Origin of the sequence: Stenotrophomonas sp., from assembly GCF_050737075.1 — a bacterium.
Classification (GTDB): domain Bacteria; phylum Pseudomonadota; class Gammaproteobacteria; order Xanthomonadales; family Xanthomonadaceae; genus Stenotrophomonas.
Window position 1 is genome coordinate 1 of the sequence record NZ_JBOHXV010000007.1, and the last position, 25,811, is coordinate 25,811.

General features: G+C 67.4%; 26 protein-coding genes. 12 read left to right on the top strand and 14 right to left on the bottom strand.

The window, feature by feature from the left end:
* Positions 1-59: 59 nt before the first annotated feature.
* The 3 genes from ACREPD_RS02625 to grxD form a co-directional block, all read right to left on the bottom strand.
* On the bottom strand, positions 60-3,317 hold the full coding sequence (locus ACREPD_RS02625; protein WP_431597846.1) for a TonB-dependent receptor: 3,258 nt from the start codon (positions 3,315-3,317) through the stop codon (positions 60-62).
* A gap of 400 nt (positions 3,318-3,717) precedes the next feature.
* Positions 3,718-4,464, bottom strand: coding sequence for an SDR family NAD(P)-dependent oxidoreductase (locus tag ACREPD_RS02630; RefSeq protein WP_431597847.1), 747 nt, complete (start codon positions 4,462-4,464; stop codon positions 3,718-3,720).
* Positions 4,461-4,781, bottom strand: a complete 321-nt coding sequence (gene grxD / locus ACREPD_RS02635) for a Grx4 family monothiol glutaredoxin (protein ID WP_421570131.1) — start codon at positions 4,779-4,781, stop codon at positions 4,461-4,463. The genes ACREPD_RS02630 and grxD overlap by 4 nt, the downstream gene beginning before the upstream one ends.
* A gap of 119 nt (positions 4,782-4,900) precedes the next feature.
* Here grxD and ACREPD_RS02640 point away from each other — a divergent pair, with 119 nt between their 5' ends.
* Complete coding sequence (locus ACREPD_RS02640) at positions 4,901-5,479, top strand: superoxide dismutase (protein WP_431597848.1); 579 nt, start codon at positions 4,901-4,903, stop codon at positions 5,477-5,479.
* Between the two features lie 55 nt (positions 5,480-5,534).
* On the opposite strand, the gene ACREPD_RS02645 is transcribed toward ACREPD_RS02640, so the two are convergent.
* Entirely contained in the window at positions 5,535-6,686 is a 1,152-nt protein-coding gene (locus ACREPD_RS02645; protein WP_431597849.1) for a 5-(carboxyamino)imidazole ribonucleotide synthase, read from the bottom strand.
* Positions 6,683-7,186: a 5-(carboxyamino)imidazole ribonucleotide mutase gene (gene purE, locus ACREPD_RS02650; RefSeq protein WP_431597850.1), complete on the bottom strand. Its 504-nt coding sequence runs from the start codon at positions 7,184-7,186 to the stop codon at positions 6,683-6,685. The genes ACREPD_RS02645 and purE overlap by 4 nt, the downstream gene beginning before the upstream one ends.
* Positions 7,187-7,245: 59 nt before the next feature.
* Between purE and ACREPD_RS02655 the strand changes: the two genes are divergently transcribed.
* The 4 genes from ACREPD_RS02655 to ACREPD_RS02670 all read left to right on the top strand — a co-directional run bounded on the left by ACREPD_RS02655 (position 7,246) and on the right by ACREPD_RS02670 (position 10,037).
* Positions 7,246-7,515 carry a Trm112 family protein gene (locus ACREPD_RS02655; RefSeq protein WP_431597851.1) on the top strand — a complete coding sequence of 90 codons (270 nt, stop codon included), beginning with the start codon at positions 7,246-7,248 and terminating at the stop codon, positions 7,513-7,515.
* A complete protein-coding gene (nadC, locus tag ACREPD_RS02660) occupies positions 7,512-8,369 on the top strand; it encodes a carboxylating nicotinate-nucleotide diphosphorylase (RefSeq protein ID WP_431597852.1) in 858 nt (285 codons plus the stop codon). Before ACREPD_RS02655 ends, nadC begins: the two co-directional genes overlap by 4 nt.
* Before the next feature lie 82 nt (positions 8,370-8,451).
* Complete coding sequence (locus ACREPD_RS02665) at positions 8,452-9,561, top strand: DUF2272 domain-containing protein (RefSeq protein ID WP_431597853.1); 1,110 nt, start codon at positions 8,452-8,454, stop codon at positions 9,559-9,561.
* A 119-nt stretch (positions 9,562-9,680) separates the two neighbouring features.
* Positions 9,681-10,037, top strand: a complete 357-nt coding sequence (locus ACREPD_RS02670; RefSeq protein WP_431597854.1) for a DUF3301 domain-containing protein — start codon at positions 9,681-9,683, stop codon at positions 10,035-10,037.
* Between the two features lie 34 nt (positions 10,038-10,071).
* On the opposite strand, the gene ACREPD_RS02675 is transcribed toward ACREPD_RS02670, so the two are convergent.
* The 6 genes from ACREPD_RS02675 to ACREPD_RS02700 form a co-directional block, all read right to left on the bottom strand.
* Complete coding sequence (locus ACREPD_RS02675) at positions 10,072-10,512, bottom strand: ClpXP protease specificity-enhancing factor (RefSeq protein WP_421570124.1); 441 nt, start codon at positions 10,510-10,512, stop codon at positions 10,072-10,074.
* A 158-nt stretch (positions 10,513-10,670) separates the two neighbouring features.
* Positions 10,671-11,306, bottom strand: a complete 636-nt coding sequence (locus ACREPD_RS02680; RefSeq protein WP_421570123.1) for a glutathione S-transferase N-terminal domain-containing protein — start codon at positions 11,304-11,306, stop codon at positions 10,671-10,673.
* A gap of 124 nt (positions 11,307-11,430) precedes the next feature.
* Complete coding sequence (locus ACREPD_RS02685) at positions 11,431-12,177, bottom strand: cytochrome c1 (RefSeq protein WP_431597855.1); 747 nt, start codon at positions 12,175-12,177, stop codon at positions 11,431-11,433.
* Complete coding sequence (locus ACREPD_RS02690) at positions 12,170-13,429, bottom strand: cytochrome b (RefSeq protein WP_421570122.1); 1,260 nt, start codon at positions 13,427-13,429, stop codon at positions 12,170-12,172. The genes ACREPD_RS02685 and ACREPD_RS02690 overlap by 8 nt, the downstream gene beginning before the upstream one ends.
* A 2-nt stretch (positions 13,430-13,431) precedes the next feature.
* On the bottom strand, positions 13,432-14,052 hold the full coding sequence (gene petA, locus ACREPD_RS02695) for a ubiquinol-cytochrome c reductase iron-sulfur subunit (protein WP_431597856.1): 621 nt from the start codon (positions 14,050-14,052) through the stop codon (positions 13,432-13,434).
* 149 nt (positions 14,053-14,201) lie between these two features.
* Complete coding sequence (locus tag ACREPD_RS02700) at positions 14,202-15,158, bottom strand: lytic transglycosylase domain-containing protein (RefSeq protein ID WP_431597857.1); 957 nt, start codon at positions 15,156-15,158, stop codon at positions 14,202-14,204.
* 255 nt (positions 15,159-15,413) lie between these two features.
* Between ACREPD_RS02700 and miaB the strand changes: the two genes are divergently transcribed.
* Positions 15,414-16,871 (top strand): tRNA (N6-isopentenyl adenosine(37)-C2)-methylthiotransferase MiaB, encoded by a 1,458-nt coding sequence (gene miaB / locus ACREPD_RS02705; protein ID WP_431597858.1) that lies wholly within the window; start codon positions 15,414-15,416, stop codon positions 16,869-16,871.
* Here miaB and ACREPD_RS02710 read toward each other — a convergent pair whose 3' ends face one another.
* The 3 genes from ACREPD_RS02710 to ACREPD_RS02720 are packed head-to-tail and all read right to left on the bottom strand — an operon-like array spanning position 16,872 to position 19,953.
* Positions 16,872-17,987 (bottom strand): ABC transporter permease, encoded by a 1,116-nt coding sequence (locus tag ACREPD_RS02710; RefSeq protein ID WP_431597859.1) that lies wholly within the window; start codon positions 17,985-17,987, stop codon positions 16,872-16,874.
* A complete protein-coding gene (locus ACREPD_RS02715; protein WP_431597911.1) occupies positions 17,984-18,916 on the bottom strand; it encodes an ATP-binding cassette domain-containing protein in 933 nt (310 codons plus the stop codon). The genes ACREPD_RS02710 and ACREPD_RS02715 overlap by 4 nt, the downstream gene beginning before the upstream one ends.
* 50 nt (positions 18,917-18,966) lie before the next feature.
* Positions 18,967-19,953 carry an HlyD family secretion protein gene (locus ACREPD_RS02720; protein ID WP_431597860.1) on the bottom strand — a complete coding sequence of 329 codons (987 nt, stop codon included), beginning with the start codon at positions 19,951-19,953 and terminating at the stop codon, positions 18,967-18,969.
* Between the two features lie 408 nt (positions 19,954-20,361).
* On the opposite strand from ACREPD_RS02720, the gene ACREPD_RS02725 reads away from it, so the two are divergent.
* The 6 genes from ACREPD_RS02725 (at position 20,362) to ACREPD_RS02750 (ending at position 25,767) form a co-directional block, all read left to right on the top strand.
* Positions 20,362-21,342 (top strand): PhoH family protein, encoded by a 981-nt coding sequence (locus tag ACREPD_RS02725; RefSeq protein ID WP_431597861.1) that lies wholly within the window; start codon positions 20,362-20,364, stop codon positions 21,340-21,342.
* A 78-nt stretch (positions 21,343-21,420) separates the two neighbouring features.
* Positions 21,421-21,906, top strand: a complete 486-nt coding sequence (gene ybeY / locus ACREPD_RS02730; RefSeq protein WP_421570115.1) for an rRNA maturation RNase YbeY — start codon at positions 21,421-21,423, stop codon at positions 21,904-21,906.
* 30 nt (positions 21,907-21,936) lie between these two features.
* Positions 21,937-22,539, top strand: a complete 603-nt coding sequence (locus ACREPD_RS02735) for a hypothetical protein (RefSeq protein ID WP_431597862.1) — start codon at positions 21,937-21,939, stop codon at positions 22,537-22,539.
* Between the two features lie 64 nt (positions 22,540-22,603).
* A complete protein-coding gene (locus ACREPD_RS02740) occupies positions 22,604-23,485 on the top strand; it encodes an HlyC/CorC family transporter (protein WP_431597863.1) in 882 nt (293 codons plus the stop codon).
* Positions 23,486-23,508: 23 nt separating this feature from the next.
* The gene (locus ACREPD_RS02745) at positions 23,509-24,753 is read left to right on the top strand and encodes a DUF4105 domain-containing protein (protein WP_431597912.1); all 1,245 of its coding nucleotides are present in this window, start codon (positions 23,509-23,511) and stop codon (positions 24,751-24,753) included.
* Between the two features lie 15 nt (positions 24,754-24,768).
* Complete coding sequence (locus ACREPD_RS02750) at positions 24,769-25,767, top strand: magnesium and cobalt transport protein CorA (RefSeq protein WP_431597864.1); 999 nt, start codon at positions 24,769-24,771, stop codon at positions 25,765-25,767.
* Positions 25,768-25,811: the final 44 nt, after the last annotated feature.

Sequence of the window (25,811 nt, forward strand, 5' to 3'; positions counted from 1 at the left end):
AAAAAAAAACACGGCCGGGTTGCCCCGGCCGTTTTCAGTCATGCATCAAGCTCGATGGATCAGAACTTGTACTTCAGGGTCAGCTGCATCGACCAACGCGACACGCCGGTGTTGCCCTTGTCGTTGTTGTTTTCCTGGATGGTCGGGGTGTCGGTGGTACCGGTGAAGTTGTAGATGTACTTGCCGGTTGCCGGGTCGATACCCGCGTAGCTGGCCACGCGTGCGGTCGAGTTGAAGCCGTAGTCTTCAATGCGACCCCACTTCTTGTTGATCAGGTTGCCGACATTCATGATGTCCAGCGCCAGCTCACCCTTGTGCTCCTTCATGAAGCCCGGGAATTCCTGGGCAACGTGCAGGTCGAAGCTGTTGACGAACTTGGTGCGGAAGGCATTGGCCGGGGCGATCTGGCCCTGGTACGCCTTCAGTTCCGGGTTCTTGGCCAGCCAGTCGAAGAACGACTGCTCCATCGCCGCGCCGCCAACCCACTTCACATCGCCCGGGCCGTTCGGCACGTAGAACAGGTCGTTGAAGTAGCCGGCACCCGAGGTGGAGGCGGCATCGCCGTTCATGTCGTTGTAGTAGATGTAGCTGAACGGACGACCCGAACGGCCTTCGTAGAACAGGCCGACGCTGGTGTTGTAGTCGCCGAAGAACGCCTTCTTCCAGTTGATCGAGCCGGTGATACGGTCCTTGATCGCGTAGCGCGAGTCATAGGCCACGTTCTCGTTGGCGTTGCCGATCAGGGTGCTGCCCCAGTTGGAGGTGTTCTGCGAGCTGGTCAGCGGGCTGACTTCGCTGGCGGCGGTGTAGGTGTAGGCCAGCGACCAGCCCCAGTTCTCGGTCAGCGGCTTGTTCAGGCCGGCGGTGAACTGGCGGCTGCTGCCCTTGTCCGTGTTGCGCATGAGCATGACGTCGCCCATGTCGGTCGGACGGTTGGCCTTGCCGCTGACCGCGCCACCCTGCTGCACCGAGCAGGTGGTTGCGGGCGCAACCGGTACGCACGGGCGGTAGCCAGCGGCGTTCCAGAACAGATCACGACCATCCTGGCCGACGCGGGTCGCACCCACGCCATTCTGGTCGTACAGGTCCAGACGCTCGAAGAAGATCGCGTTGTTGACCTTGGTGTACAGGAACTCGGCCGACGCGACGATGCCGTACCACGGCAGTTCGTGGTCGAAGGCGATGTTGGTCTTCCACACCGACGGCAGCTTCAGGTCAGGCGCGGCGATGTCCACGTTCTGACGTGCACCGGCACCCGAGGCCGGGATGTACGGCGGGTTGGTGTTCGGGGTGAAGGTGCCCACCGGCGGGTTGTTCACCGTGTACTCGGTGTAGTTCAGACCGGTGTTCTGGTACACGCCGGCCAGCCACACGTTCGGGGCCGCGCCGCCGAACAGGCCCACGCCACCGCGCAGCTGGGTCGGACGGTCGGTGTCGAAGGTGTAGTTGAAGCCGAAGCGCGGCTGGACCAGCTTGTCATCCGGCAGCACGGTGTTGTCGTACCCGTACAGGTCCATGATGCGCTGGTTGTACAGCTTCTGGGTGCTGAAGTCCGGCATGTCGATGCGCACGCCGCCCTGCAGGGTCAGGTTGCTGTTGACCGCCCAGCTGTCCTGCAGGAACAGGCCGGTGTTCTTCAGGGTGTACTTGGCCGGGATGTCATCGTAGCTGCCACCGGCACGCGGGGCGCGCACGATGTACTGGTTGATGCGACCCGCGGCGAAGTCGTTGAGGTTGTTGAACACGTACACGCCGTTGATGTTGCGGCCGTAGTAGTTCAGCAGGTCATTGTCCGAGTAGTCGAAGCCGAACTTGACGGTGTGGTCGCCCACATACCAGGTGGCGGCACCGAAGGCGCTCAGTTCCTTGCTCTCGACGGCGTTGACGTGCGAGTTCTGCTCGGTACCGAAGTACAGCGAGTTGTTCGCGGTGCCGCCGAAGCCACGGACCTGGATCTGCGGCAGGGTCGAGTTCGGCTCACGGATGGCCGTGTATTCCTTGTGCGACAGCTTGAACTCGGTCGAGAAGTTCTCGGACCAGTCGCTGAACAGCTCACCCATCCAGGATTCGTAGGTCTTCGGCTGCTGGTACCAGAAGCTGCTGAGCGACACGGCGCTGTTGCTGATCTGCGGGAAGCGGACGACGTTCTGCTCGAGCTTGTTGTAACGAACGGCAGCGCGGTGGTTTTCGCTGATGTTCCAGTCGATCTTCAGCGCGTACTCTTCGACTTCGGTGTTGTTGGCCGGAACGTTGAGCGAACCTGCGTCGAAGCCGTAACCGGTGGCGATCTGCTGCGCACGGGCGATGTCGGCGTCGGTGATGGTGCCCTTGCCGTACGGCGAGTCGGTCAGGCTGACGCCCGGGGCCGAACGCTCCATCTTTTCGTAGTTGGCGAAGAAGAACAGCTTGTCCTTGATGATCGGGCCACCCAGGGTCATGCCGTAGGTCTTTTCGTCATCGAAGCCGTTGAAGCGGACGCCGTCCAGCTCCTTGCGCACCATGTCCTTGTCGCGGTACGCGTAGTACACGGTGCCGCCGAAGTTGTTGGTACCCGACTTGGTCACGGCGTTGATCACCGCGCCCGTACCACCGGAAATGGTGGTGTCGTAGTTGGCGATGTCGATGTTGATTTCCTGGATCGCATCCATCGACACCGGCTGACGCTCGGTCGGCAGGTTGTTGGATTCCAGGCCGAACGGATCGCCGGCGCCGATGCCGTCGATGCGGATCGCGTTGTAACGGGTGTTCTGGCCGCCCACCGAGATGGCGCCGTCGGCCTTGCTGACCTGCGAGATGCGCGGGTCGAGGCGGACGTAATCCTGGATGTTGCGGTTGACCGACGGCAGCGACTCGATGGTCTCGCGGGTCACGTTGGTGCCGGTGCCCATCTTGTAGGCGCTGAACACGTCCGAACCACCGGCCACGGCCACGACCTGCACGGCATCGAGGTTGGTGGCACCGGCGACGTCGCCGGCCAGGTTGGCGTTGATGGTGTTGACCTGATTCAGGTTCAGGTAGACACCCTCTTCGGTCTTGGTGCCTTCACCGGCCTTGTTGATGGTGATGGTGTACGGACCACCCACGCGCAGACCGCGCGCGGCGTAACGGCCGGAGGCGTCCGTGGTGGCACGGCTGACGGTGCCCGACTCGGTGTGCGTGATGGTGACTTCGGCACCAACCACAGGCGCACCTGCGGAAGACGTGACCTGACCGCCGACACCGGCAGAGGTGCTCTGGGCGAAGGCGGGAGCGGCAGCAAGTGCGGCCACGAGACCAAGGGTGAGCTTGGACATCCGAAGATAGCGCGGGTGGGTCATTGGGAAGTAGCCTCGATGCGAGTTGGCGATGGCGGAAAAAAAAACGCGCCCAAGCAGCCATTCAGGCGGCTGTCTGGACTTTTATCTGGGTTCCCTTGCCGCAGGCTGGTTTCAGCCGCAACGGTTAACACTAGATTAACACGATAAGCCCGCTATATGACCGTTTGGCGACAAAACACACGCCATCACAACGCAACCGTGACAAGAACTTCACATTTGGCTGAATGAGGGTGCTGAAGGGGTTGGTCGGGCGTTCAGGGGGCCGCGTGGCGGTCCATGGCTGGCGAGAGCCAAAGGGACGCTGGGCAGAGCCTGTCAAACAGCCGGGCAGAGCCCGTAAAGCAGCCGGGCAGAGCCCGGCTCTACGCCGCGGGGATTATCGGGGGGGTGCGTTGCGCGCTTATGACGCCAGGTCGAGGACCTGGCCCCGATAGACGGCGCCGGCGGGCGACAGCAGCGTGACGGCGGCGGCGGCGCACAGGGCCGGATCGCGGGCGGTGCCGTCCTCGTCGATCGAGAAGGCCCGGGCCCGCAGGGCCGTGCGCATCGGGCCGGGATGCAGGCCGGAGACCCGCACCGGGCCGCGGGCCAGTTCGTCGTCCAGCGCGGTGATCAGCCCACGCAGGCCGTGCTGGGCGGCGCCATAGCCGCCCCAGTAGGCCTTCCCTACCCTGCCCGGATCATCGACGGTGAACACCAGCGCGGCATCGTCGCGCTGGCGCAGCAGCGGCAGGCAGGCCTGGGCCAGCCAGGCCGGGGCGGTGAGGTTGACGTGCACCGCGCGGGCGAACGCGGCCGGGTCGGCCAGTTCGAACGGGGTCAGGCCGGCGAAATCGGCGGCGCAGTACAGCACGCCGTCCAGGCGGCCCAGTTCGGACTGCAGGCGGTCCGCCAGCGTGGCGTAATCGTCCGGGGTGGCCCCTTCCAGGTCCAGCGGATACAGCAGCGGCTCCGGCCCGGCGGCCTCGACCGCGCTGTAGACCCGGTCCAGCCGGCGCGGCTTGCGCCCCAGCAGGACCACGGTCGCACCGGCAGCGGCACAGGCCACGGCGGCGGCACTGCCGAACCCGCCGCCTGCGCCGGCAATAAGAATGACGCGATCGACCAGCGATCCGGTCCCGACCACCACGGACGGGACCGCACTCATGGCTGGGAGGCCTCTTCGACGATCCGCTTGAGTTCGCCGGACTCGAACAGCTCCAGCACGATGTCGCAGCCGCCGATCAGTTCGCCGTGGATGAACAGCTGCGGGAACGTCGGCAGGTTCGAGAAGCGCGGCAGGTTGGCGCGGATCTCCGGTTCTTCCAGCACGTTCACGGTGCGCAGCGCGACGGCGCCGGCGGCCATCAGGGCCTGCACGGCGCGGCTGGAGAAACCACACATGGGGTACTGCGGGGTGCCCTTCATGAACAACACGAGGGGGTAACGCTCCACTTCGGTCTGGATCTGCTGCATCACCGCCACCACGTCTCTCCCTGCACTGGGGACAACCCGGCCTCGCCGGTCGGATAGACTTCCCTACACGGTCATTGTAATCCTACTGGCCCTGCCTCCGGCGCCCCGTCTCCAGCCCGCAGCGACCCATGCCCCTCGAATTGCCCCGCCTGCCCTACGACCGCACTGCCCTGCAGCCCCATTTCTCGGCACCTGCGCTGGACCTGCACCTCGCCCGCCACCGCGCCTGCGTGGAGGCGGTGAACGCGCGTATCGAGGGCACCGAACTGGCCGAGCTGGGCCTGGACGAGATCGTCCGGCAATGCCAGGGCAACCTGTTCGACATGGCCGCCCAGGCCTGGAACCACGCCTTCTACTGGCAATGCCTGCATCCGCGCGGGGGCGGCGATCCGGCCGGGCTGCTGGGCGAACTGACCGGACGCCATTTCGGCGATGGCAAGCGCCTGCGCGAGGAATTCGACCGGGTCGCGCTGGCCGTGTTCGGCTCCGGCTGGGTCTGGCTGGTGCAGCACCCCAGCGGCGCGCTGGCGATCCAGTCCACCCGCAACGCCGGCACGCCGCTCACCGGGCAAAGCACGCCGCTGCTGGGCTGCAACGTCTGGGAACACGCGTATTACACCGATTACCAGAACGCGCGCGGGCGTTACCTCGAGGCGTTCTGGAAACTGGTCAACTGGGATTTCGTGGCCGCGCAGCTGCGCGATTGAAGCGCGTACCGACCAACGGTCGGTACCTACCCCGCCGGTAGGTCACGACCGTGACTCACCGGGCGAGCAGCGTCGCCACCGCAGGGGCCACCTGCTCCGCGCGATCCAGCTGCGCGCCCACCGCCTCCAACGACGTGGCCAACGCCGCTGCGCCATCTTCGCGCAACGTGGCATGCCCCACCTTGCGGCCGTCGCGCGGCTGCTTGCCGTAGTCGTGCCAATGGCCGCTGGCCTGCGCCAGCACCGCCGCGGCGTCCGGCATCTCACCGATCCAGTTGAGCATGCAGGCATGGCCGAGCATGCGGGTGTCGCCCAGCGGCAGACCCAGCACGGCACGCAGGTGATTCTCGAACTGCGAGGTCTCGCTGCCTTCGATGGTCCAGTGGCCGGAGTTGTGCACCCGCGGCGCCATCTCGTTGGCCAGCAGCTCATCGCCGCGGCAGAACAGCTCCAGCGCAAACACGCCCACGTAATCCAGCCGCTCGGCCAGCGCCTGCGCGTAGCCGATGGCCGCCTCGTGCTGCGCGGCGCTGAGCTGGGCCGGGGCCAGGCTGGCCGACAGCACGCCCTCCACATGCCAGTTGCCGGTGACCGGCCAGGCGCGGAACTCGCCATCCTGGCCGCGCACGGCGACCACGCTTACCTCACGCTCGAAGGCGACGAAGCCCTCCAGGATCAGGCCGGTGCGCTCCACCTGGCCACCCAACGCGGCCCAGGCGGCGTCGATGTCGGCCTCGATGCGGAGGCGGAACTGGCCCTTGCCGTCGTAGCCGAAGCGGCGCGTCTTGAGAATGCAGGGCAGGCCGAATTCGGCCACGCTCGCAGCCAGCGCGTCGCGGCTGCGGATATCGGCGAATGCCGGCAGCGGAATGCCCAGTTCGCGGAACAGGGTCTTCTCGCTCAGGCGATCCTGCGCCACGGCCAGGGCATCGGGGTTGGGATACACCGGCACCCGCCCGGCCAGGAACTGCGCGCTGCGCGCGGGCACGTTCTCGAAGTCGAAGGTCACCACGTCCACCCGTTCGGCGAACGCGGCCAGCGCAGCCTCGTCCTCGAACGCGGCCACCTGCAGCGGCGCCACTTGCCCACCGCAGGCATCCGCCGCCGGGTCGAACAGTTCAAAGCGCAGCCCCATCGGCGCACCGGCCAGGACCATCATGCGGGCGAGCTGGCCGCCGCCCAGGATGCCAACGGTCAACGAGGTCATTGGCGCGGGTCGTCGTGGGCCATGACGTCTTCGGTCTGGCGGGCGCGGAAGCCCTCCAGCGCCTGGCCGATGGCAGGCTGTTCCGGCGCCAGCATGGCGGCGGCGAACAGCGCGGCATTGGAGGCCCCGGCATTGCCGATGGCGAAGGTGGCCACCGGGATGCCGGCCGGCATCTGCACGATGGAGAGCAGCGAATCCATGCCGTTGAGGGCCTTTGACTGCACCGGCACGCCCAGCACAGGCACCGCCGTCTTGGCCGCGATCATGCCGGGCAGGTGCGCCGCGCCACCGGCGCCGGCGATGATGGCACGCAGGCCACGCGGGCCGGCCTGTTCGGCATAGGTGAACAGCACGTCGGGCGTACGATGCGCCGACACCACTTTCACTTCGTAGGGAACACCGAGCGCATCGAGCTTCTGCGCGGCGTGCTGCATGGTCTCCCAGTCGGAGCGGGAACCCATGACGATGCCGACGAGCGGCGCGGATTGGTTGGGGGTCATTGGCCGTCACCTGCCTTAAAGACGTATTCTAGCCGCCTTCCACGCAAGACGAAGAATTCATGGATCGCAAGCTGATCGACCTGCTGTGCTCGCCCGACACCCGCCAGCCCCTGTCCCTGCTCGATGCCCGGGGCCTGGACGCGCTCAACCACGCCATCGGCGCCGGTGGCGTGGTCAAGGCCGACGGCAGCGCACAGGCCCATACCCTGCGCGAGGCGCTGCTGACCCGCGACCGCAAGCAGGTGTTCCGCGTCGACGACGGCATTCCGGTGCTGCTGGCCGAAGAGGCCATCGCGACCGCGCAGATCGCCGATTTCCCGGAAAAATGAGCCGCGCCCCGCTGACGGCCCCGGCGGCCGGCCAGGTCCAGGACGATGTGGCGCGCGCCCTGGCCGAGGACATCGGCAGCGGTGACGTGACCGCCGCCCTGCTCCCCGACCAACCCGAACGTGCCTACCTGCTGTGCAAGCAGGACGCGGTGATCGCCGGCCGGCCCTGGTTCGACGCCACCCACCAGGCGCTGGATCCGGACGTCACGATCGACTGGCGCGTGGCCGAAGGCGACGCGGTATGCGCGGGCACCGTGCTGGCGATCCTGCACGGGCGCAACCGCAGCCTGGTCAGCGCCGAGCGCACCTCGCTGAATTTCCTGCAGACCCTGTCCGGCACCGCCACCACCACCGCGCGCTATGTGGCTGCGGTGGCCGGCACCGGCACCCGCATCCTCGACACGCGCAAGACCCTGCCCGGCCTGCGCGCAGCCCAGAAGTACGCCGTGCGCTGCGGTGGCGGCGACAACCATCGCCAGGGCCTGTTCGACACGGTGATGCTCAAGGAAAACCACATCCGCGCGGCCGGCTCGCTGACGGCGGCAGTGCAGGCTGCGCGCACGCAGTGGCCGCAGTTGCCGCTGGTGGTGGAAGTGGAAGACCTCGAGCAGCTGCGCGAGGCGCTGGCGGTGGGCTGTGACCGCATCCTGATCGACGACTTCGACGCGGCCATGCGCCGCGACGCGGTGCGCATCGCCGCCGGGCAGATCCCGCTGGAGGTGTCCGGCAGCGTCGACCTGGCCGGGCTGCGCACGATCGCCGAGGACGGCGTGGACTGCATCTCCATCGGCGGCCTGACCAAGCACGTGCAGGCCATCGATCTGTCGTTGAAGCTGGGCGATCCGCCGGGCTGAAATGCCCCGGCGCTACCCCGGCTTCACGGTATGGGCAGACGTTGTCTGCGAGGCTTCGCTTGCCCCCCTCCGGACACCGCGCATGCGCCCCCTGCTCCTGCTCGCCTGCCTGTCACCCCTGGCCACCCTGCTGTTGCCGGGTACCGCCGCCGCCGCCGAAGTCTGTGACATCCCTCCACGCTACGGCCTGAGCCCGCTGGCCGTGAGCATCGTGCGCACCGCCTGCAACGAACATCGGCTGTGGTACCGGCCCTTCATCGACGGCGAAGGCCGCGCCGCCAACCTCGGCGTCAGCGAGGCCGAGCGCGAGTACCTGGCCGACAACGGCATGGTCGCGTGGCAACGCGTCGTGGGCTACTGGCGCGACAGCGGCACCCTCGGGCCGATGGGCAGCCAGCCCGGCGCGAGCAGTTGCATGGAGCCCTTTGGCTCGCGCTACACCGACAGCGATTGCCGCGCGTTCCTGATCGACAACCCGTGGTCGGCCGCCTTCATCTCCTGGGTGATGAGCCGCGCCGGCGTGCCCGGCTTCACCCGCTCGCCGCGCCACATCGACTACATCCGCGCGGCGTACCAGAACAGCGGCCCGTACCGGATGACCGACCCCGCACAGGAAAAGCCCGCCCCCGGCGACCTGCTCTGCTACCTGCGCGACCGCAGCGAAACGCTCAGCTACGCCGGGCTGGTGCAGCAGTTCAGCAGCGGCAAGGTGGCCAACTGGAAATCGCACTGCGAAGTGGTGATCGCAGCCAACATGGGCGGTGACCACACGCTGTACCTGATCGGCGGCAACGTCATGAACACGGTGGCGATGCGCAAGCTGTCGCTGGATCGAAATGGCCGCATCGAACTGCCACCTGCCCGCTCCAGCGACCCCTATGACGTGGGCTGTACGCCCGGACGCGAGGACGAGTGCAACTTCAACCGCCAGGACTGGGCGGCGCTGTTGAAGCTGGTGGTGACCACGCCGATGGGGGCGACCTCCAGCTACCCGCCACCGGTCACGCCGGCATCCGCACTGCCGCTCCCGCCCGCCCAGCCCGGCGCACCCGCCACGAATCCCCCGCCCAAACTCACCTTCCCGCGCGTTGTGCCGCCGCGGCCGACGCCGGCGGCCCCGCCGCAACAGCAGCAACCGCCCCAAGCGCAGCCACAGCCGCAGCGACAGGATCCACCACCGCGCCCGTCCTGAGCCGCGTTGTCGGCATCACGACCAACGGTCGCGATCTACCGGCAGGTGCAATGGCTTGATCCACGGACGGTTCGTCGCCATGTTGGGCGTTCCTGACCCGATTCCGCACCGAGCCGCCGATGCCCAGTTTGATCCTGATCATGATTGCCGGTGCGTTTGTCTACGCCTTCTGGAACTCGTCGCGCGCTGCGGCCGAACGCGCCATCGAACTGGGCCGCAATGCCTGCCGCGCGGCCGACGTGCAGTGGCTGGACCAGGCCGTGCACGCCAGCGGCATCCGCGTGTGCCGCAAGGACAACGGCTGGCTGGGCTGGGAGCGCACCTACCGCTTCGAGTATTCGTATGACGGCATCGACCGCCATACCGGCCGCATGGTGCTGCGGGGCGACCAGCTGATCGCCTTCGTGGGACCCTCGGCGGCGCGGATCAGCGAGATCCGGCGCAGCGTGGATACCAGCGACGCCGAGGATGTGTAAATGAACACGCCGCCCGAAGGCGGCGTTGTTTTTTTTATTTCACCACCCGCAGATGCGGGCGGCCGCTGGGCTTGGGCGGGGTGTCGTCCGGGGTCGGCGTATCGTCCGGCGGCAGCTCGTCGTCCGCGCTCGGCTCGTGGCCGGGAATATCGTCCGGGAGCGCCATGCCCTGCCCCGTCTCGCGCGCGTACACGGCCAGCACGGCCGAGATCGGCACCTGCACCGGGTAGCTGGTGCCGGAGAAGCGGGCCGAGAAGCTCACGGTCTCGTTGTCGATGTGCAGCCGGACCACCGCGCGCTCGGCGATGTTCAGGACCACCCGACCGTCCTTCACCGCGCTCTGTGGCACCTGCACGCCAGGCATGCCGGCGTCGACCAGGATGTGCGGGGTCAGTTCGTTGTCGTTGATCCATTCCACCAGGGCCCGCAACAGGTACGGACGGTGGCTGGTCATGCGGAAAGTGTCTTCAGTCATTATGTGGCGCCGCGTATCGCTAGACGGCTCTGGATTCTGGTTGCCTGGTGCAAGTGTACGCGCCAGCCCCTGCAGTGGTCAGCATGCGGACGCCCGGACGTAAAGCGTCGATGCAGGCAGGCCGTTGCGAAGCCCCGCAGCGGCTGCCCCCGCATCGATCAGACCGGCAGATCGCGCAGCTTCTTTTCTTGGTCGGTCAGGCTGCGGATGAAGCCAGGGTGGCGGAAAATGCGGTTGCCATAGTCTTCGATGGACTTGCCATCCTTGGGCAACGGCACGTCCAGCGACTGCAGGCGCCAGATGATCGGGGCCATCGCGCAGTCGGCCAGGCTCATTTCCGGATTGAGGAAGAACTTGCTGGCCTTGAACAGCGGCACCGCGCTGGTCAGCAGTTCTTTCAGGCGCTTGCGCCCGGCTTCGGCCTGGGCCTTGTTGCCCAGCTGGATGGCCTGCACCTGCGGCACCCAATCGTGTTCGATGCGCAGCATGGCCAGGCGGATGCGCGCGCGTGACAGCGGGTCGACCGGCATCAACGGCGGATGCGGGTAGCGCTCGTCCAGGTACTCGCTGACCACCGACGCCGCGTACAGCACCAGCTCGCGTTCCACCAGCGTGGGCACCGAGTGGTACGGATTGAGGTCGATCAGATCCTCGGGCGGGTTCTGCGGGTCGACCGGGACGAAGTCATAGGTAACGCCCTTGGCAGCAAGCACCAGGCGCACGCGATGGCACAGCACGTCGTCGTTCGAGGAAAACAGCGTCAGGGTATTCCGCATGCGTACGCTCGCCGCCATCAAAGGCTCTCCAGCGACCGATATCCGCCGGCCGCGTCGGCGCCGCCGGCCCATTGCCGACGGTCGTCACAGTACCCGAGTGTGCAACTGAGCCTCACAAAAGCCAATAGGCCATTCGGCGACCTCAGTGCACGTCCTTCCAGTACTCTTTCTTCAACAGATACGCCAGGAAGGTCAGCAGGGCCAGGAACAGGATCACCCATACGCCCAGCTTCTCCCGCTTCAACGCCGCCGGCTCGCCCGCGTATTCCAGGAAGTTGGTGATGTCACGCACCGCCTGGTCGTACTGCGCAGGAGCAAGCGTGCCCGGCTCGGCCAGCTTCAGGCCGATCACCGGCGCGTCGGCACCGGCCGTTTCCGGCTTGCCGAGCACCGGGTGCTGCAGGCCCTGCATCTCCCACAGCGGGTTGGGCATGGAGGCATTCGGGAACAGCGTGTTGTTCCAGCCCAGTGGCCGGCTCGGGTCGAGGTAGAACGACTTGAGGTAGGTATAGATCCAGTCGCTGCCGCGTACCCGCGCAATCAGGCTCAGGTCCGGCGGCATCTTGCCGAACCACTTCTCCGCCTGCGCCTTGGGCATCGTCACCGGCACCGGCTCGCCGATCGGCACGCCGCTGAAGTTGAGGTTGTTCATGACCTCTTCTTCGCTCAGCCCCAGGTCTTCGGCCATGCTTGAATAGCGCAGGTACTTGAGCGCGTGGCAGCCTGAGCAGTAATTCATGTAGAGCTGCGCGCCGCGCTGCAGCGAGCCGCGGTCACCCAGGTCGTTGCCCGCCTGCAGGGTCTTGCCGCCTTCGGCGGCCCCGGCCACGGCGCTGGCGAACATCAGGGCGGCCGCGCAGGCCAGCCGGACAATCCAGTGGTCAGTCATGCGTGGTCACCCGGTCCGGTACCGGCAAGGTCCTGTCCAGCTTGGTCCATAGCGGCATGGTGATGAAGAAGGCGAAGTAGAGGAAGGTCAGCACGCGCCCGATGTAGGTTTCATGCACGTCGGTACCGGGACCGGAACCGATCACCCCGAGCCAGACGAAGCACACCGCGAACACGCCCAGCAGCGCGCGCGACAGCCAGCCGCGGTAGCGGTAGGACTTCACCCGCGCCCGGTCGAGCCAAGGCACCAGGAACAGGATCGCGATGGCCGAGAACATCACCAGCACGCCGCCGAGCTTGTTGGGCACCACGCGCAACATGGCGTAGTACGGCGTGTAGTACCACACCGGCTTGATGTGCTCGGGCGTGACCAGGCGGTTGGCCTCGGTGAAGTTGTCGTGCTCCAGGAACAGCCCGCCGAAGCCCGGTGCGAAGAAGATGATGAAGGCGGCGATGATCAGCAGGAACCCGGCACCCACGCCGTCCTTGAGCGTGTAGTACGGATGGAAGGGAATGCCGTCGGTCGGTGCGGTGGCAGACCAGCGGTTGCCCTTCGGGCCCTTCTTGATCTCCACGCCGTCGGGGTTGTTCGACCCCACCTCGTGCAGTGCACCCAGGTGCAGCACGACCAGCAGCAGGATCACCAGCGGCAGCGCGATGACATGCAGCGCGAAGAAGCGGTTGAGGGTGGCATCGCTGGGCAGGTAGTCGCCCATGATCCATTCGGTCAGCCCGTTGCCGATCACCGGAATGGCGCCGAACAGCGAGATGATCACCTTCGCGCCCCAGAACGACATCTGGCCCCATGGCAGCACGTAGCCCATGAAGGCTTCGGCCATCAGCACCAGGTAGATCAGCATGCCCAGGATCCACACCAGCTCGCGCGGCTTCTGGTAACTGCCGTACATCAGGCCGCGGAACATGTGCAGGTAGACCACGATGAAGAACAGCGAGGCCCCGGTGGAGTGCATGTAGCGGATCAGCCAGCCCCACTCCACATCACGCATGATGTATTCGACGGAGTTGAAGGCCTCCAGTGCACTGGTCTTGTAGTGCATCGTGAGGAAGATGCCGGTCACGATCTGGTTGACCAGGATCAGCAGCGCCAGCGAACCGAAGTAGTACCAGAGGTTGAAGTTCTTCGGCGCGTAGTACTCGCTCACGTGCTTGCGATACACCGGCATCAGGCCGGGGGCGCGTGCGTTGACCCAGTCGGCCACGCCGGTGGCGGTGCGGGAAAGGATATTGGCCATGATCAAGCCGCCCCCTGCGGATCAACGCCGATGATGATGGTGTTGTCGTCCTGATAATGGTGCGGCGGCACCAGCAGGTTGATCGGCGCCGGAACATCCTGGAACACGCGACCGGACATGTCGAAACGCGACTTGTGGCAGGGGCAGAAGTAGCCGCCCTTCCACTGGGGGTCGAACGGCTCGGGGCGGATTTCGCCGACCATTTCCGGCGAACAGCCCAGATGGGTGCACAGCCCGACCAAGACCGAGATCTCGGATCGGATCGAGCGGAATTCGGGATTCTGCTTGAGCACGTAGGCCGGCTGCTGGTCCACCACGGTGGACTCGGGATCCTTCAGGCGTCCGTCCAGCCCGTGCAGGGCCTCGAGGATCGCCTTGGAGCGTTTGACGATCCAGATCGGCTGTCCACGCCACTCCATGACCAGACGCTGGCCCTCCTGGAGCGCGCTGATATCGGCAAGCACGGGCGCACCGGCCAGTTTGGCGCGGGCACTGGGATTCCAGGACTTGATGAACGGAACTGCTGCGAAACCGACGCCGACTGCGCCCACAACTGCGGTGGTTGCTGAAAGAAATCGTCGACGTCCAGTGTTGACTGGATCGTTTACCCCATCGTTGGCCATCCGGCACTCCGATATTGATTTAGGTAGCTTGAGGCTGCCAGTAGACCGGTGGGGGCCAGTCCACAATGAATCCTGATCGACTATAGCGGAACCTGACTCGGCGACACAATGGTGGTCGCGTGCGTGCCTGCCGCGCAGGCGAGTCGGGCTTATTGCGATGACGCAGTAGCACCCCGGTAGCGGTCCGCGAGCAGCGCGACGCGCTTCACGTAGTACTGGGTCTCGCTGTAGGGCGGCACGCCGCCGTGGCGGTCGACCGCGCCCTCGCCTGCGTTGTAGCCGGCGGCCGCCAGGGTGAGGTTGCCGTTGAACCGCTTGAGCAGCCACGACAGGTACTGCACGCCGCCGCGGATGTTCTGCGCGGCATCGTACGAGTCGGTCACGCCGAAGCGCCGCGCGGTCGGCGGCATCAACTGCATCAGGCCCTGAGCGCCGGCGCGGCTGAGCGCGGTGGGGTTGTAGGCCGATTCGGCATGGATGATGGCGCGTACGACCGCTTCTTCGACGCCGAACTCGCGCGCGGCGGCGGCGATCTCGCTCTGGAAGGCAGTCGTATTGAGCCTCACCGAGCCGAAGTTCACGCCGGGATTGGCGCCGCACGCGTAGCAGCGCTCGATGAAGCTGTAATGGATGGTGCGGACCTGGCCCAGGCTGGCCAGCTGCGCCGGACGGCTGCTGGTGTAGTGGCGCACCCCATCCTTCATATAGGAGTAGACCTGCCCGCTGACCACCCGGCCGGCCTTGCCGGTGCGCGCTGCCGGCGCCGGGGCGGCGGTCAACACGGTGGCAGCCTGGGCGGGTGCCGGGGTGGGGGCGAGTGCGGTGCTGCCTGCGGCGCCATCGGCGGGCGCCGGGGCTGCCACGGTCGCGGCGACGGCGGAAGGCGTGGCGACCGGCGCAGGCGCCGGCGGGGGAATATAGCGCCGGGGCGCATTGCGGTCGGGCCGGTAATTGCTGACCACGCTGCAGCTGGCGCCGGAGACCCGCTTGCTGACATAGCTGGGGATGCCGTCGGCGCCGACACACTTGTACAGCGTGCCCGCACTGGCCGGCAATGCGGTCAGCGCAGCCAAGGCCAGCGCAGCGATCCCCAAGATCCCCTTCATGGGGCGGAGTGTCCCTGTTTCGCGCGCCCTTGCCAAGCCTTTGACGCGTCCCCCACACCGGACCGTGTTCCCCGTCGCGGATTGGTGCACCTGACGGCAGCCACGCATGGCGTGGCTCTACCGGCCGTGTGAACGCCACGCCCCCCGGTGGTAGAGCCACGCCCTGCGTGGCTGCCCTGCCGACCGCGCTACAATGGGCGGCTATCCGCAGCCCTCCAGGGCTGCCTGCCCGCCCACCCGACTGGAATAAGCGCCATGACCGGGACGCCAGCTTCGACCCTGCCGACCTCGGCCGGCACCCCCGTGCCCGCCCCCCCTGACACCGCCTCGCCCCGCCCCGACCTGCTGCCCCTGCCCGGCACCCGGCCGCAGGTGGCCGGCCCCGTGCGCGGCAAGCTGTACATCAAGACCCACGGGTGCCAGATGAACGAGTACGACTCGTCCAAGATGGCCGACGTGCTCGCCGCCGAGGAGGGCCTGGAGCTCACCGACGACCCGGCCGAGGCCGATGTGCTGCTGATGAACACCTGCTCGATCCGCGAGAAGGCGCAGGAGAAGGTGTTCAGCCAGCTCGGCTACTGGAAGGCGCTGAAGAACAACGGCCGTGGCGTGATCATCGGCGTGGGCGGCTGCGTGGCCTCGCAGGAGGGCGAAGCGATCATCAAGCGCGCCCCGCACGTGGACCTGGTGTTCGGCCCGCAGACCCTGCATCGCCTGCCGGAGCTGATCCGGCAGCGGCGCGAGTCGGGCAAATCGCAGGTCGACATCAGCTTCCCGGAAATCGAGAAGTTCGACCGCCTGCCCGAACCCCGCGCCGAGGGCGGCTCGGCCTTCGTGTCGATCATGGAAGGCTGCTCCAAGTACTGCTCGTTCTGCGTGGTGCCCTACACCCGCGGCACCGAAGTCAGCCGCCCGTTCGAGGACGTGGTGGTGGAAGTGGCGCAGCTGGCCGCGCAGGGCGTGCGCGAGATCAACCTGCTCGGCCAGAACGTCAATGCCTACCGTGGCCCGTATGGCGAAGGCGAACACGCCGACCTCGGCCTGTTGATCCGCACCATCGCCGAGATCGACGGGGTGGACCGCATCCGCTTTACCACCTCGCACCCGCTGGAGTTCAGCGATTCGCTGGTGGATGCCTTCCGCGACGTGCCGCAGCTCGCCAACTTCCTGCACCTGCCCGTACAGGCGGGCAGCGACCGGGTGCTGTCGGCCATGAAGCGCGGCTATACCGCGCTGGAGTTCAAGGCCAAGATCCGCAAACTGCGCGCGGTGCGCCCGGACATTTCGATCAGCTCGGACTTCATCGTCGGTTTCCCCGGCGAGACCGAGGCGGACTTCGAGAAGACGATGAAGCTGATCGAGGACATCGGCTTCGACCACAGCTTCTCCTTCATCTATTCGCGTCGCCCGGGCACGCCGGCGGCCGACCTGGAAGACACGATCAGCGACGCCGAGAAGCATGCGCGGCTGGCGCGGCTGCAGGCACGCATCAACGAACAGGCCGCGGCGATTTCCCACGGCATGGTCGGCACCGTGCAGACGGTGCTGGTGGAAGGCCCGTCCCGCCGCGACCCGAACGAACTGACCGGCAAGACCGAGAACATGCGTTCGGTGAATTTCCCGGGGCAGGCGCGGTTGGTCGGCGAGCTGGTCGATGTGGAGATCACCGAGGCGTACAGCAATTCATTGCGCGGGCGGTTGGTCGTCGTCTGATCAATCCAACCGTTTGCGGAACCGCGCAATGGCCAGGGTCATCATCACCGCGATGAAGGCCAGCAACGCCAGCACTTCCGGCCACAGCTCCCACCAGCGCGCGCCGCGCAGCATGATGCCGCGCACCAGTCGCAGGAAATGGGTCAGCGGCAGCACCTCGGCCAGCCACTGCACGACGCGCGGCATGCCCGCGAACGGGAACATGAAACCGGACAGCAGGATCGACGGCAGGAACACGAACATCGTCATCTGCATGGCCTGGAACTGCGATTGCGCCTTGGTCGAGATCAGCAGGCCCAGCGACAGGTTGGCGGTGATCAGCAGCATCGCCGCCAGGTAGACATCCAGCACGCTGCCGCGCACCGGCACGTCGAACAGCCACATGCCCAGCACCAGCACCAGGGTGGTCTGGATCAGGCCGATCGCCGCGTACGGCAGCACCTTGCCCACCATCAGCTCGCTGCGGCTCAATGGCGTGGCGATCAGCAGTTCCATGTTGCCGCGCTCGCGTTCGCGCACGATCGCCACGGCGGTGAACATCACCATGGTCATGGTCAGGATGATGCCGATCAGGCCGGGCACGATGTTGACCGCCGAGCGCCGCTCGGGGTTGTAGAACGCCACCACGCCGATCTGCCCGGCGGCGCCGGACGGACTGGCGCGCAGGGGGCGGTCGTTGCTGAGCGGCTGGCTGTTGAGCGGCACCTGCGCCAGCTGCACCGCCGCGCTCTGCACCACCGTGTCGCTGCCATCCACCAGCACCTGCACCGCCTCGCGGCCATCGAACCGGCGGCGCTCGAAATCGGCGGGAATCACGATGCCGACGCTGATCTTTCCCCGGCGCAGCGCCGCCATCAGCTGCTCGGGCGTGTCCGCATGCAGGGTCGGCGTGATCACGCCGGTGGCGACCATGTCCATCAACAGCGCACGCGAGGCCGAGGTGCCGGCCTGGTCGGCGATGCCGGTGTCCAGGTGGCGCAGGTTGAGGTTGATGGCGTACCCAAACAGCACCAGCTGCATCACCGGGATGCCGACGATCATGGCCAGGGTGACCCGGTCGCGGCGCATCTGGCGCAGCTCCTTCAACACGATCGCCCAGAGCCGGCGCAGGTTCATGCCGCGGCCCCGCGATCGGGCGCGTCGCGGCCGCGCGTGGCGGACACGAATACATCCTCGAGATTGGGCACGCTGCGCACCACCTCCGCGCCCTGCCCCGCCGCGCGCAGCGCCCGCTGCAGGCGATCCTCGGCATCGTCGGCGCGGTCCAGCAGCACCCGCAGCGTGTTGCCGATCTGCGCCACGCTGAGCACGCCCGGCACCGCCGTCAGCGTGCGCTGGGCCTGGCGCGGCTGCGTCGCGTGCACCTCCAGGGTGCGCTCCTGCAACGCGGCCGTCAGCTCGGCCGGACTGCCGTCGGCGACCAGCACGCCGCGATCCAGAATGGCCAGCCGGTGGCAGCGCTCGGCTTCGTCCATGTAGTGGGTGGACACCAGCAGCGTCGTGCCCGCATCGGCCAGGTCGAACAGTTTTTCCCAGAAGTCGCGGCGCGATTCCGGGTCCACCGCGCTGGTCGGCTCATCCAGGAACAACAGTTCCGGCTCCTGGATCACCGCACCGGCCAGCGCCAGGCGCTGCTTCTGGCCACCGCTCATGGTGCCGGCCAGCTGCTTCTGGCGGTCCTGGAAATGGTACTGCTCGAGCAGCGTGTCGATGCGATGCGCCGCCTTCGCGCGCGGGATGTCCTGCACCGCGGCGAGAAACTCCAGGTTCTCGCGCACGGTGAGGTCCTCGAACAACGAAAAGCGCTGGGTCATGTAACCGATGCGCCGCCGCAGCGCCTCGGCCTGCTCGGGGATGCGCAGGCCAAGCACATCGATTTCGCCCTCGCTGGGCGTGAGCAGCCCGCACAGCATGCGGATGGTCGTGGACTTGCCCGAGCCGTTCGGGCCAAGGAAGCCATACACGTTGGCGCGCGGCACGCTCAGATCGACATGGTCGACCGCGACCAGCGCGCCGAAGCGCTTGGTCAGCCCGCGCGCACGGATCGCCAGGTCGGTTTCCGGCGCCTCTGTGGGCGCTGCCGGCGCCACCGCGTTCAAAACTCGACCCGCACCGGTACACCGGCCGGCAGGTCGGCCATCCGTGCCGGCGGGTCGCCAGGATCCAGCTCCACCTCGGCCAGCCAGCTCAGCCGCGACACGTCATTGCCGCTGAGCGCGTAATACGGGGTAAAGGCGGGGTCGCTGCGGATGCTGCGCACATGTCCGGGCAGGCTGCCCTCGCGCCCTTGAAGGAACACCCGGGCCGCCTGACCGACCCGGACCTGCAGCCGTAGCGGCTGCGCCAGGTACACCCGCGCATAGGGACGCTCGCCGACCAGCAACACCACCAGCGGCGCTCCCACCGGGGCCTGATCGCCGAGCTTGTAGGGCAGCGCGTCGACACGGCCGGCGCGCGGCGCGACCAGATCGAGCTTGCGCAGCGTCACCGCCTGCGCGGCGGCCTGGGCCTGGGCGGCCTGCAGCGCGGCCTGGCCCTGCGCGACCTGTTCGACGCGGGTGCCATGCTCCAGCGCCAGCAGTGCCTGCTCGGCGGCGCGCACGGTGCCCTGCGCGCTGCCCGACGCCGCCCGCGCACGGTCGACGTCGGCCGCCGCCACCAGTTGCTGGCGCCCGAGGGGCTGCAACCGCGCGTAGTACGCCGCGGCATCGACCGCCTGCGCGCGCGCCGAGGCCAGCGTGGCCCGGGCCTGGTCGATGTCCTCCCGGCGCGGACCCTGCTGCAGTTCCAGCAGGGCCTCGCCGGCCTGGCGGGTCTGCGCGTCCAGCGCCTGCAACTGGGCCGCCGTGCGGGTCGGTTCCAACTGCAGCAACGCCGTGCCGGCGGCTACCTGCTGGCCCTCCTGCACCTGCACCGCGACGATGGTTTCCGCGGCGGGCGCCGGCACGGTGACGCGGTCCCATTCCAGCGTTCCCAGCGCCGGCTCAACCGCGGGGTTGCAGCCACCTGCCAGCAACGCCACACCTCCCAGCGCGACCGTACGCCGCAGCCCCTGCACGAACCGGTTGTTGGCTGCGGACATCGGATCGACTCCGGCGGGAAGGTCGCGGTGGCGGGAGCCGTCACCTTGCGCACACAGGCGTGAAGGGCTGGTCAGACCGTAGCTGCCGTGGTCATGAAATGATCACGGCCGCGCAACCGTTGCGGGCATTGGGGTGCGGCGGCTTATCCACATGTTTCTCCCGCAACCGCCCACAGCGCGTGTGGAAAACCTCGGCGGTCTTGACGCTTTTTTGACCACTGCTGCCGAACCGTTGCGGCACTAGGGCCGGCGCCGACTATCCACAGGTTGCTGCACCGTCGCTGCACAGCCGCTGTGGAAAAGCGCCGCGCGGCCGGCGGCTGTGGCGGCGCCCGGGTGCGCGCGCTACCCTGTGCTTCCTTTCCCAAGCTCGCGGCACGGTCGTTGCGACCGCGGCCGCCGGACGCAATGACAGCACTGGCACATCGCGACTTCACCCTGGCCCCGGAAGACAACGAACGCCTGGCCAACCTGGCCGGCCCCTTCGACGAGCACCTGCGCCAGATCGAACTCAAGCTCGGCGTGGAAATCGCCAACCGCGGGCACGTGTTCCGCGTGACCGGCCCGGCGGTCGTGGCCGAGGAAGCGCAGAAGCTCATCGAAGCCCTGTACATCGAAGCGGGCGAAGCGGCGTTCGACAGCCACGCCATCCACCTGCGGCTGAACCAGGCCAACGTGGAGCACCTGGTGGAGCGCAGCTACGAAGCCCAGGAAGTGGCCATCAAGGTCAAGCGCGGCACGGTGCGCGGGCGCGGCGCCAACCAGGCCCGCTACCTGCACCAGATCACCACCCACGACATCAACTTCGGGATCGGCCCGGCCGGCACCGGCAAGACCTTCCTGGCCGTGGCCAGCGCCGTGGATGCGCTCAACGAATCGCGCGTGCAGCGGTTGATCCTGGTGCGCCCGGCGGTGGAAGCCGGCGAAAAGCTGGGCTTCCTGCCGGGCGACCTGAGCCAGAAGGTCGACCCCTACCTGCGCCCGCTGTATGACGCCCTGTACGAAATGCTGGGCGTGGAAAAGGTGATCAAGCTGCTGGAGAAGAACGTCATCGAGATCGCGCCGCTGGCCTATATGCGCGGGCGCACGCTCAACGATGCGTACGTGATCCTGGACGAGGCACAGAACACCACCGTCGAACAGATGAAGATGTTCCTGACCCGGCTGGGCTTCGGCTCCACCGCCGTGGTCACCGGCGACCTCACCCAGACCGACCTGCCCAAGCACGTGAAGTCCGGGCTGCGCGATGCCATCGAGGTGCTGCGCGACGTGGACGGGGTGAGCTTCACCTTCTTCGAGGCGCGCGACGTGGTCCGCCATCCGCTGGTGGCGCGCATCGTCAGCGCCTACGATCGCCGCGACCTGCAGCAGGTCAAGCCGGACGCGTGATGTCGCCATCCGGCACCCCCTTGAGACACGCATTGCGTGTCGCCCCCCCACCTCACTTATTGATACACCGGAACTGCCATGACCAAAGGCCCCATTCGACTCGATGTCGCCGTCAGCTACGCCCTGCCCCGCGCCGGGTTGCCGTCGGCGGTGAGTTTCCGCAAGTGGGTGGGCGCCGCGCTCAAGGGCCGCATCCGCGAAGCCGACCTGGCGATCCGCGTGGTCGACGCAAAGGAAGGCCAGTCGCTGAACCGGCACTACCGTGGCAAGGACTACGCCACCAATGTGCTCAGCTTCCCGGCCGAGCTGCCCGAGGGCCTGCCCAAGGGCGTCAAGTTCCCGCTGCTGGGCGACCTGGTGATCTGTGCGCCGGTGGTGGCCGCCGAGGCGGAGGAACAGGCCAAGGCGCTCAATGCGCACTACGCGCACCTGACCGTGCACGGGGTGCTGCACCTGCTGGGCTGGGACCACGAAGACGACAAGGAAGCCGAGGCCATGGAGCAGCTCGAGCGCGACATCCTGGCCGAGCTCGGCATCGACGACCCCTACGCCGGCGAGCGCTGAGCGCGCTCCCCCTTGATGGATGCCTTCCGCATGTCCCTGCTGCGCCCCGCCTGCCTGACCCTGCTCGCCCTGCTCTGCAGCCCGGCCCTGGCCGCCGCCGCACCGCTGGATATCACCGCGCTGATCGAATGCCGCCAGCGCGTGGCCGACTACGACGCCGTGGCCCCGGTCGTGGCCGACCCGCTCAAGGCCGTGGCCAACGGGCTGCAGCCGTTGCCGCAGAGCAACCAGTTCATGAGCGAGTTCCGCCTGGCCGCGCCGGTGACGGTGTTCGGCCAGCGCACCGAATACGTGGCCGTGTCCGGCGCCAGCATCATGGCGATCCTGGACCTGGCCGACCCGCGCCCGCTGGCCAAGGCGCTGGCGCTGGAGGACGGCGTGGACAACCCGGACAAGTTCATGGCCGGGCGCGAGGTGGTCAGCCGCGACGTCACCGACCCGCGCACCGGCGAGCCGATGATCGAATCGATCGTCCTCGGCCTGTCCACGGTCAAGAGCCACCCGGGCAAGACCCTGGCCGGCTGCACCTACAGCCTGGACCTGCCGGCCGAGGAGGAGCTCCCGGACGACGCCCCGCCGGCACCGGCCGCCCCGCTGCCCCCGTCCGTGAATACCCCGCCGGACAGGCGCTGACAGCGGCCCGCATCCTGATAGACTGGGGCCAACGCCCGGCTCGCCGGGTGCCTTTTTTCCAGAGATGTCTGACGACGACAGTAGTGGCTCCATCGCGGAGCAAAATGAGAAGAAGCGCAGCTGGCTTGAACGCCTGACCTCTGCCTTCTCCGGCGAACCCCACACCCGCGACGAGCTGGTGGCGGTACTGCACACCGCGCACGACGACGGCCTCATCGCCGCCGATACGCTGCGGATGATGGAAGGCGCGATCTCGGTGGCCGAGCTCACCGTCGGCGACGTGATGATCTCGCGCTCGCAGATGGTCTCGCTCCCGGTGGAAGCGCCCTTCCTTGAACTGATGAAGCAGGTGGTCGAATCCGGCCATTCGCGCTTCCCCGTACACGGCGACAACAAGGACGACATCCTTGGCATCCTGCTGGCCAAGGACCTGCTGCGCGGCGTGGTCGCCGACAACGGGCCGGCCAACGTACGCGAGCTGCTGCGCCCGGCGGTGCTGATTCCCGAGGCGAAGAAGCTCAACGTGCTGCTCAAGGAGTTCCGCCTGTCGCGCAACCACATGGCCATCGTGGTGGACGAGTACGGCGGTGTTGCCGGCCTGGTCACCATCGAGGACGTGCTGGAGCAGATCGTCGGCGAGATCGACGACGAGCATGACGAGGCCGAGGACCACACCGCGCAGATCGCGATCCAGGCCGACGGCCAGTACGTGGTCGACGCGCTGACCCCCATCGAGGACTTCAACGAGCGCTTCGGCGCCACGTTCCCCGATGACGACTACGACACCATTGGTGGCCTGGTCACCGAGGCGATCGGGCACCTGCCCGAAACCGGCGACGAGCTGACCCTGGACCGCTTCGTGTTCCGGGTGGCGCGCGCCGATGCGCGCCGCGTGCAGGCCTTCCACGTGACGGTGCTGCCGCCCGACACGAACCACGAGGATTGAGTCACGCCATGCGGCCCCTGCTGATGCGGTGGCCGTTGTGCCGCCTGTTGTTCCTCCTGGTCCTGTGCGGCCTGTCCAGCCTGCCCGTGGCGGCGCTGGCCAGCCCCGAGCCCGCCCCTGCCGCAGTACCGTCGGCGCCGGCCGAGGCCCCTGCGCCGCGGATAGGCATCGTCACGATGCAGCCCGGCTCGATCTTCTTCGAGCGCTTCGGGCACGACGCGATCGTGGTCCAGGACCCGGTCAGCGGCCAGGCCACCTCGTACAACTTCGGCTACTTCGACCCGTCCGAGCCGGACTTCATCGGTCGTTTCATCCGCGGCGAGATGATGTACTACCTGGTGGCGCTGCCGCTGGAGCAGGACCTGTCGTACTACCGTGAGAGCGGTCGCGGCGCCAACCTGCAGTGGCTGGACCTCAGCCCGGCGCAGGCGCGCACCCTGGCCGCCTCGCTGGCCGAGCGCGCCAAGCCGGAAAACGCCCGCTACCGCTACGACTACTACACCGCCAACTGCGCCACCATGGTCCGCGACGCGATCGATGGCGCACTCGGCGGCGGCCTGCATTCGCAGCTGTCCGGACGCTCGCGTGGCAACACCTACCGCAGCGAATCGGTGCGCCTGGCCTCGCCCGCGCCGTGGATGTGGCTGGGCTTCGACATCGGGCTCGGCCCGTTCGCCGACCAGCCGCTGTCGCGCTGGCAGGAAGCCTTCGTGCCGATGCGGCTGGCCGATGCGCTGCGCCAGGCACGCAACAGCGACGGCCGGCCGCTGGTACAGGCTGAACAGGAACTGTTGCCGCACCGGGTTGCCCCGGAGCCGCCGGAATCGGCGCGCCACTGGTGGCCGTGGCTGCTGTGCGGGCTGGTGCTGGCCGCTGGCGTGCTGGCCCTGCGACGCCGGCGCCGACTGCTGGGCGGGCTGGCGCTGCCGCTGTGGCTGTTCTGCGGTATCGCCGGTGCGCTGCTGACCTTCCTGTGGGGCTTCAGCGCCCACCAGGCCGCCTGGGCCAACCGCAACCTGCTGCAGCTCTCGCCGCTGTGCCTGCTGTTGCTTCCCGGCGCGGTCACGCTGCTGCGTGGACGCGTGCCGCGGGCCTGGTTCCGCTGGACCCTGTGGGCGGTAGCCGTGCTTTCCCTGCTCGGGCTGGTGCTGCACTGGCTCAGCCTGCAGGCGCAGGTGAACCTGCAGTGGATCGTGCTGCTGCTGCCGCTGCACGTCGCCCTGGCCTGGGTGCTGGGCCGTCGTGACCCGCCCGTCACGGGTCGCTGACGCAGGATGCCGCCCATGGAAAAGACTGCCACCGCCAATCCGCCCTGCGTCATCAACTGCGTTCACTACGACGACCAAGGCAAGCGCCACGACATCAGCCTGGACGCGATCAGCGATGTGATCGAGAGCGGCAACGGCTTCGTCTGGGTGGGCCTGTACGAGCCCGCCGACAGCGTGCTGCTCAAGCTCCAGGAAGAATTCTGCCTGCACTCGCTGGCCATCGAAGACGCGCGCAACGCGCACCAGCGGCCCAAGGTGGAGGCCTACGGCAATTCGCTGTTCGCCGTGGTCACCACCGCGCAGATGGTGAACGAGCGCATCGAGTACGGCGAGACCCACGCCTTCCTCGGCCCGCGCTTCCTGGTCACGGTGCGGCATGGTGCCTCGCTTTCCTATGCCGCGCCGCGTGCGCGGGTGGAACGCGAGCCCGAGCTGCTGCGCCGGATGGGGCCGTCCTACTGCCTGTACGCCGTGCTGGATTTCGTGGTCGACAACTACCTGCCCATCACCCAGCGCTACCGCGACACGCTGGAGCTGCTGGAGAAGGACATCTTCTCCGACAGCTACAAGCGCCACACCGTGGTGCGCCTGTACGAGCTCAAGCGCGAGCTCAACAAGATGCGCATGGCGGTCGCACCGCTGCAGGACATGCTGGCGCAGATCAAGCGCTACCAGGGCGAGCTGGTACCCGAGGAAGTGAAGCTGTACCTGCGCGACGTGCACGACCATGCGGTGCGCATCAGCGATGTGATCGACACGCTGCGCGAGATGCTGGGCACGGCGTTGAGCGTGAACCTCTCGCTGGTGACGCTGGCCCAGGGCGAAACGGTCAAGCGCCTCGGTGCGTGGGCCGCGCTGCTGGCCGCACCGACCCTGATCACCAGCTGGTACGGCATGAACTTCAGCCACATGCCCGAGCTGGACAAGCCGTGGGCCTATCCCGCGATGATCATCGGGGTAGGCGCGATCTGCGTGGGCCTGTATCGGTTGTTCAAGCGCGTGCGGTGGCTGTAACGGCGTGACCACCAACGGTGGTCACCTACCGGACCCGGGTCGAT

What these genes read in the sequence shown, in the direction of transcription:
- ACREPD_RS02720 (WP_431597860.1), bottom strand. Translation starts at nt 19,953, where the DNA reads ATGTCCGCAGCCAACAACCGGTTCGTGCAGGGGCTGCGGCGTACGGTC.
- ACREPD_RS02745 (WP_431597912.1), top strand. Translation starts at nt 23,509, where the DNA reads ATGCGGTGGCCGTTGTGCCGCCTGTTGTTCCTCCTGGTCCTGTGCGGC.
- miaB (WP_431597858.1), top strand. Translation starts at nt 15,414, where the DNA reads ATGACCGGGACGCCAGCTTCGACCCTGCCGACCTCGGCCGGCACCCCC.
- ACREPD_RS02640 (WP_431597848.1), top strand. Translation starts at nt 4,901, where the DNA reads ATGCCCCTCGAATTGCCCCGCCTGCCCTACGACCGCACTGCCCTGCAG.
- ACREPD_RS02665 (WP_431597853.1), top strand. Translation starts at nt 8,452, where the DNA reads ATGCGCCCCCTGCTCCTGCTCGCCTGCCTGTCACCCCTGGCCACCCTG.
- ACREPD_RS02670 (WP_431597854.1), top strand. Translation starts at nt 9,681, where the DNA reads ATGCCCAGTTTGATCCTGATCATGATTGCCGGTGCGTTTGTCTACGCC.
- ACREPD_RS02710 (WP_431597859.1), bottom strand. Translation starts at nt 17,987, where the DNA reads ATGAACCTGCGCCGGCTCTGGGCGATCGTGTTGAAGGAGCTGCGCCAG.
- ACREPD_RS02655 (WP_431597851.1), top strand. Translation starts at nt 7,246, where the DNA reads ATGGATCGCAAGCTGATCGACCTGCTGTGCTCGCCCGACACCCGCCAG.
- ACREPD_RS02725 (WP_431597861.1), top strand. Translation starts at nt 20,362, where the DNA reads ATGACAGCACTGGCACATCGCGACTTCACCCTGGCCCCGGAAGACAAC.
- petA (WP_431597856.1), bottom strand. Translation starts at nt 14,052, where the DNA reads ATGGCCAACGATGGGGTAAACGATCCAGTCAACACTGGACGTCGACGA.
- ybeY (WP_421570115.1), top strand. Translation starts at nt 21,421, where the DNA reads ATGACCAAAGGCCCCATTCGACTCGATGTCGCCGTCAGCTACGCCCTG.
- ACREPD_RS02750 (WP_431597864.1), top strand. Translation starts at nt 24,769, where the DNA reads ATGGAAAAGACTGCCACCGCCAATCCGCCCTGCGTCATCAACTGCGTT.
- ACREPD_RS02690 (WP_421570122.1), bottom strand. Translation starts at nt 13,429, where the DNA reads ATGGCCAATATCCTTTCCCGCACCGCCACCGGCGTGGCCGACTGGGTC.
- nadC (WP_431597852.1), top strand. Translation starts at nt 7,512, where the DNA reads ATGAGCCGCGCCCCGCTGACGGCCCCGGCGGCCGGCCAGGTCCAGGAC.
- ACREPD_RS02645 (WP_431597849.1), bottom strand. Translation starts at nt 6,686, where the DNA reads ATGACCTCGTTGACCGTTGGCATCCTGGGCGGCGGCCAGCTCGCCCGC.
- ACREPD_RS02630 (WP_431597847.1), bottom strand. Translation starts at nt 4,464, where the DNA reads ATGAGTGCGGTCCCGTCCGTGGTGGTCGGGACCGGATCGCTGGTCGAT.
- ACREPD_RS02680 (WP_421570123.1), bottom strand. Translation starts at nt 11,306, where the DNA reads ATGGCGGCGAGCGTACGCATGCGGAATACCCTGACGCTGTTTTCCTCG.
- ACREPD_RS02740 (WP_431597863.1), top strand. Translation starts at nt 22,604, where the DNA reads ATGTCTGACGACGACAGTAGTGGCTCCATCGCGGAGCAAAATGAGAAG.
- ACREPD_RS02685 (WP_431597855.1), bottom strand. Translation starts at nt 12,177, where the DNA reads ATGACTGACCACTGGATTGTCCGGCTGGCCTGCGCGGCCGCCCTGATG.
- ACREPD_RS02700 (WP_431597857.1), bottom strand. Translation starts at nt 15,158, where the DNA reads ATGAAGGGGATCTTGGGGATCGCTGCGCTGGCCTTGGCTGCGCTGACC.
- ACREPD_RS02675 (WP_421570124.1), bottom strand. Translation starts at nt 10,512, where the DNA reads ATGACTGAAGACACTTTCCGCATGACCAGCCACCGTCCGTACCTGTTG.
- ACREPD_RS02735 (WP_431597862.1), top strand. Translation starts at nt 21,937, where the DNA reads ATGTCCCTGCTGCGCCCCGCCTGCCTGACCCTGCTCGCCCTGCTCTGC.
- purE (WP_431597850.1), bottom strand. Translation starts at nt 7,186, where the DNA reads ATGACCCCCAACCAATCCGCGCCGCTCGTCGGCATCGTCATGGGTTCC.
- ACREPD_RS02625 (WP_431597846.1), bottom strand. Translation starts at nt 3,317, where the DNA reads ATGACCCACCCGCGCTATCTTCGGATGTCCAAGCTCACCCTTGGTCTC.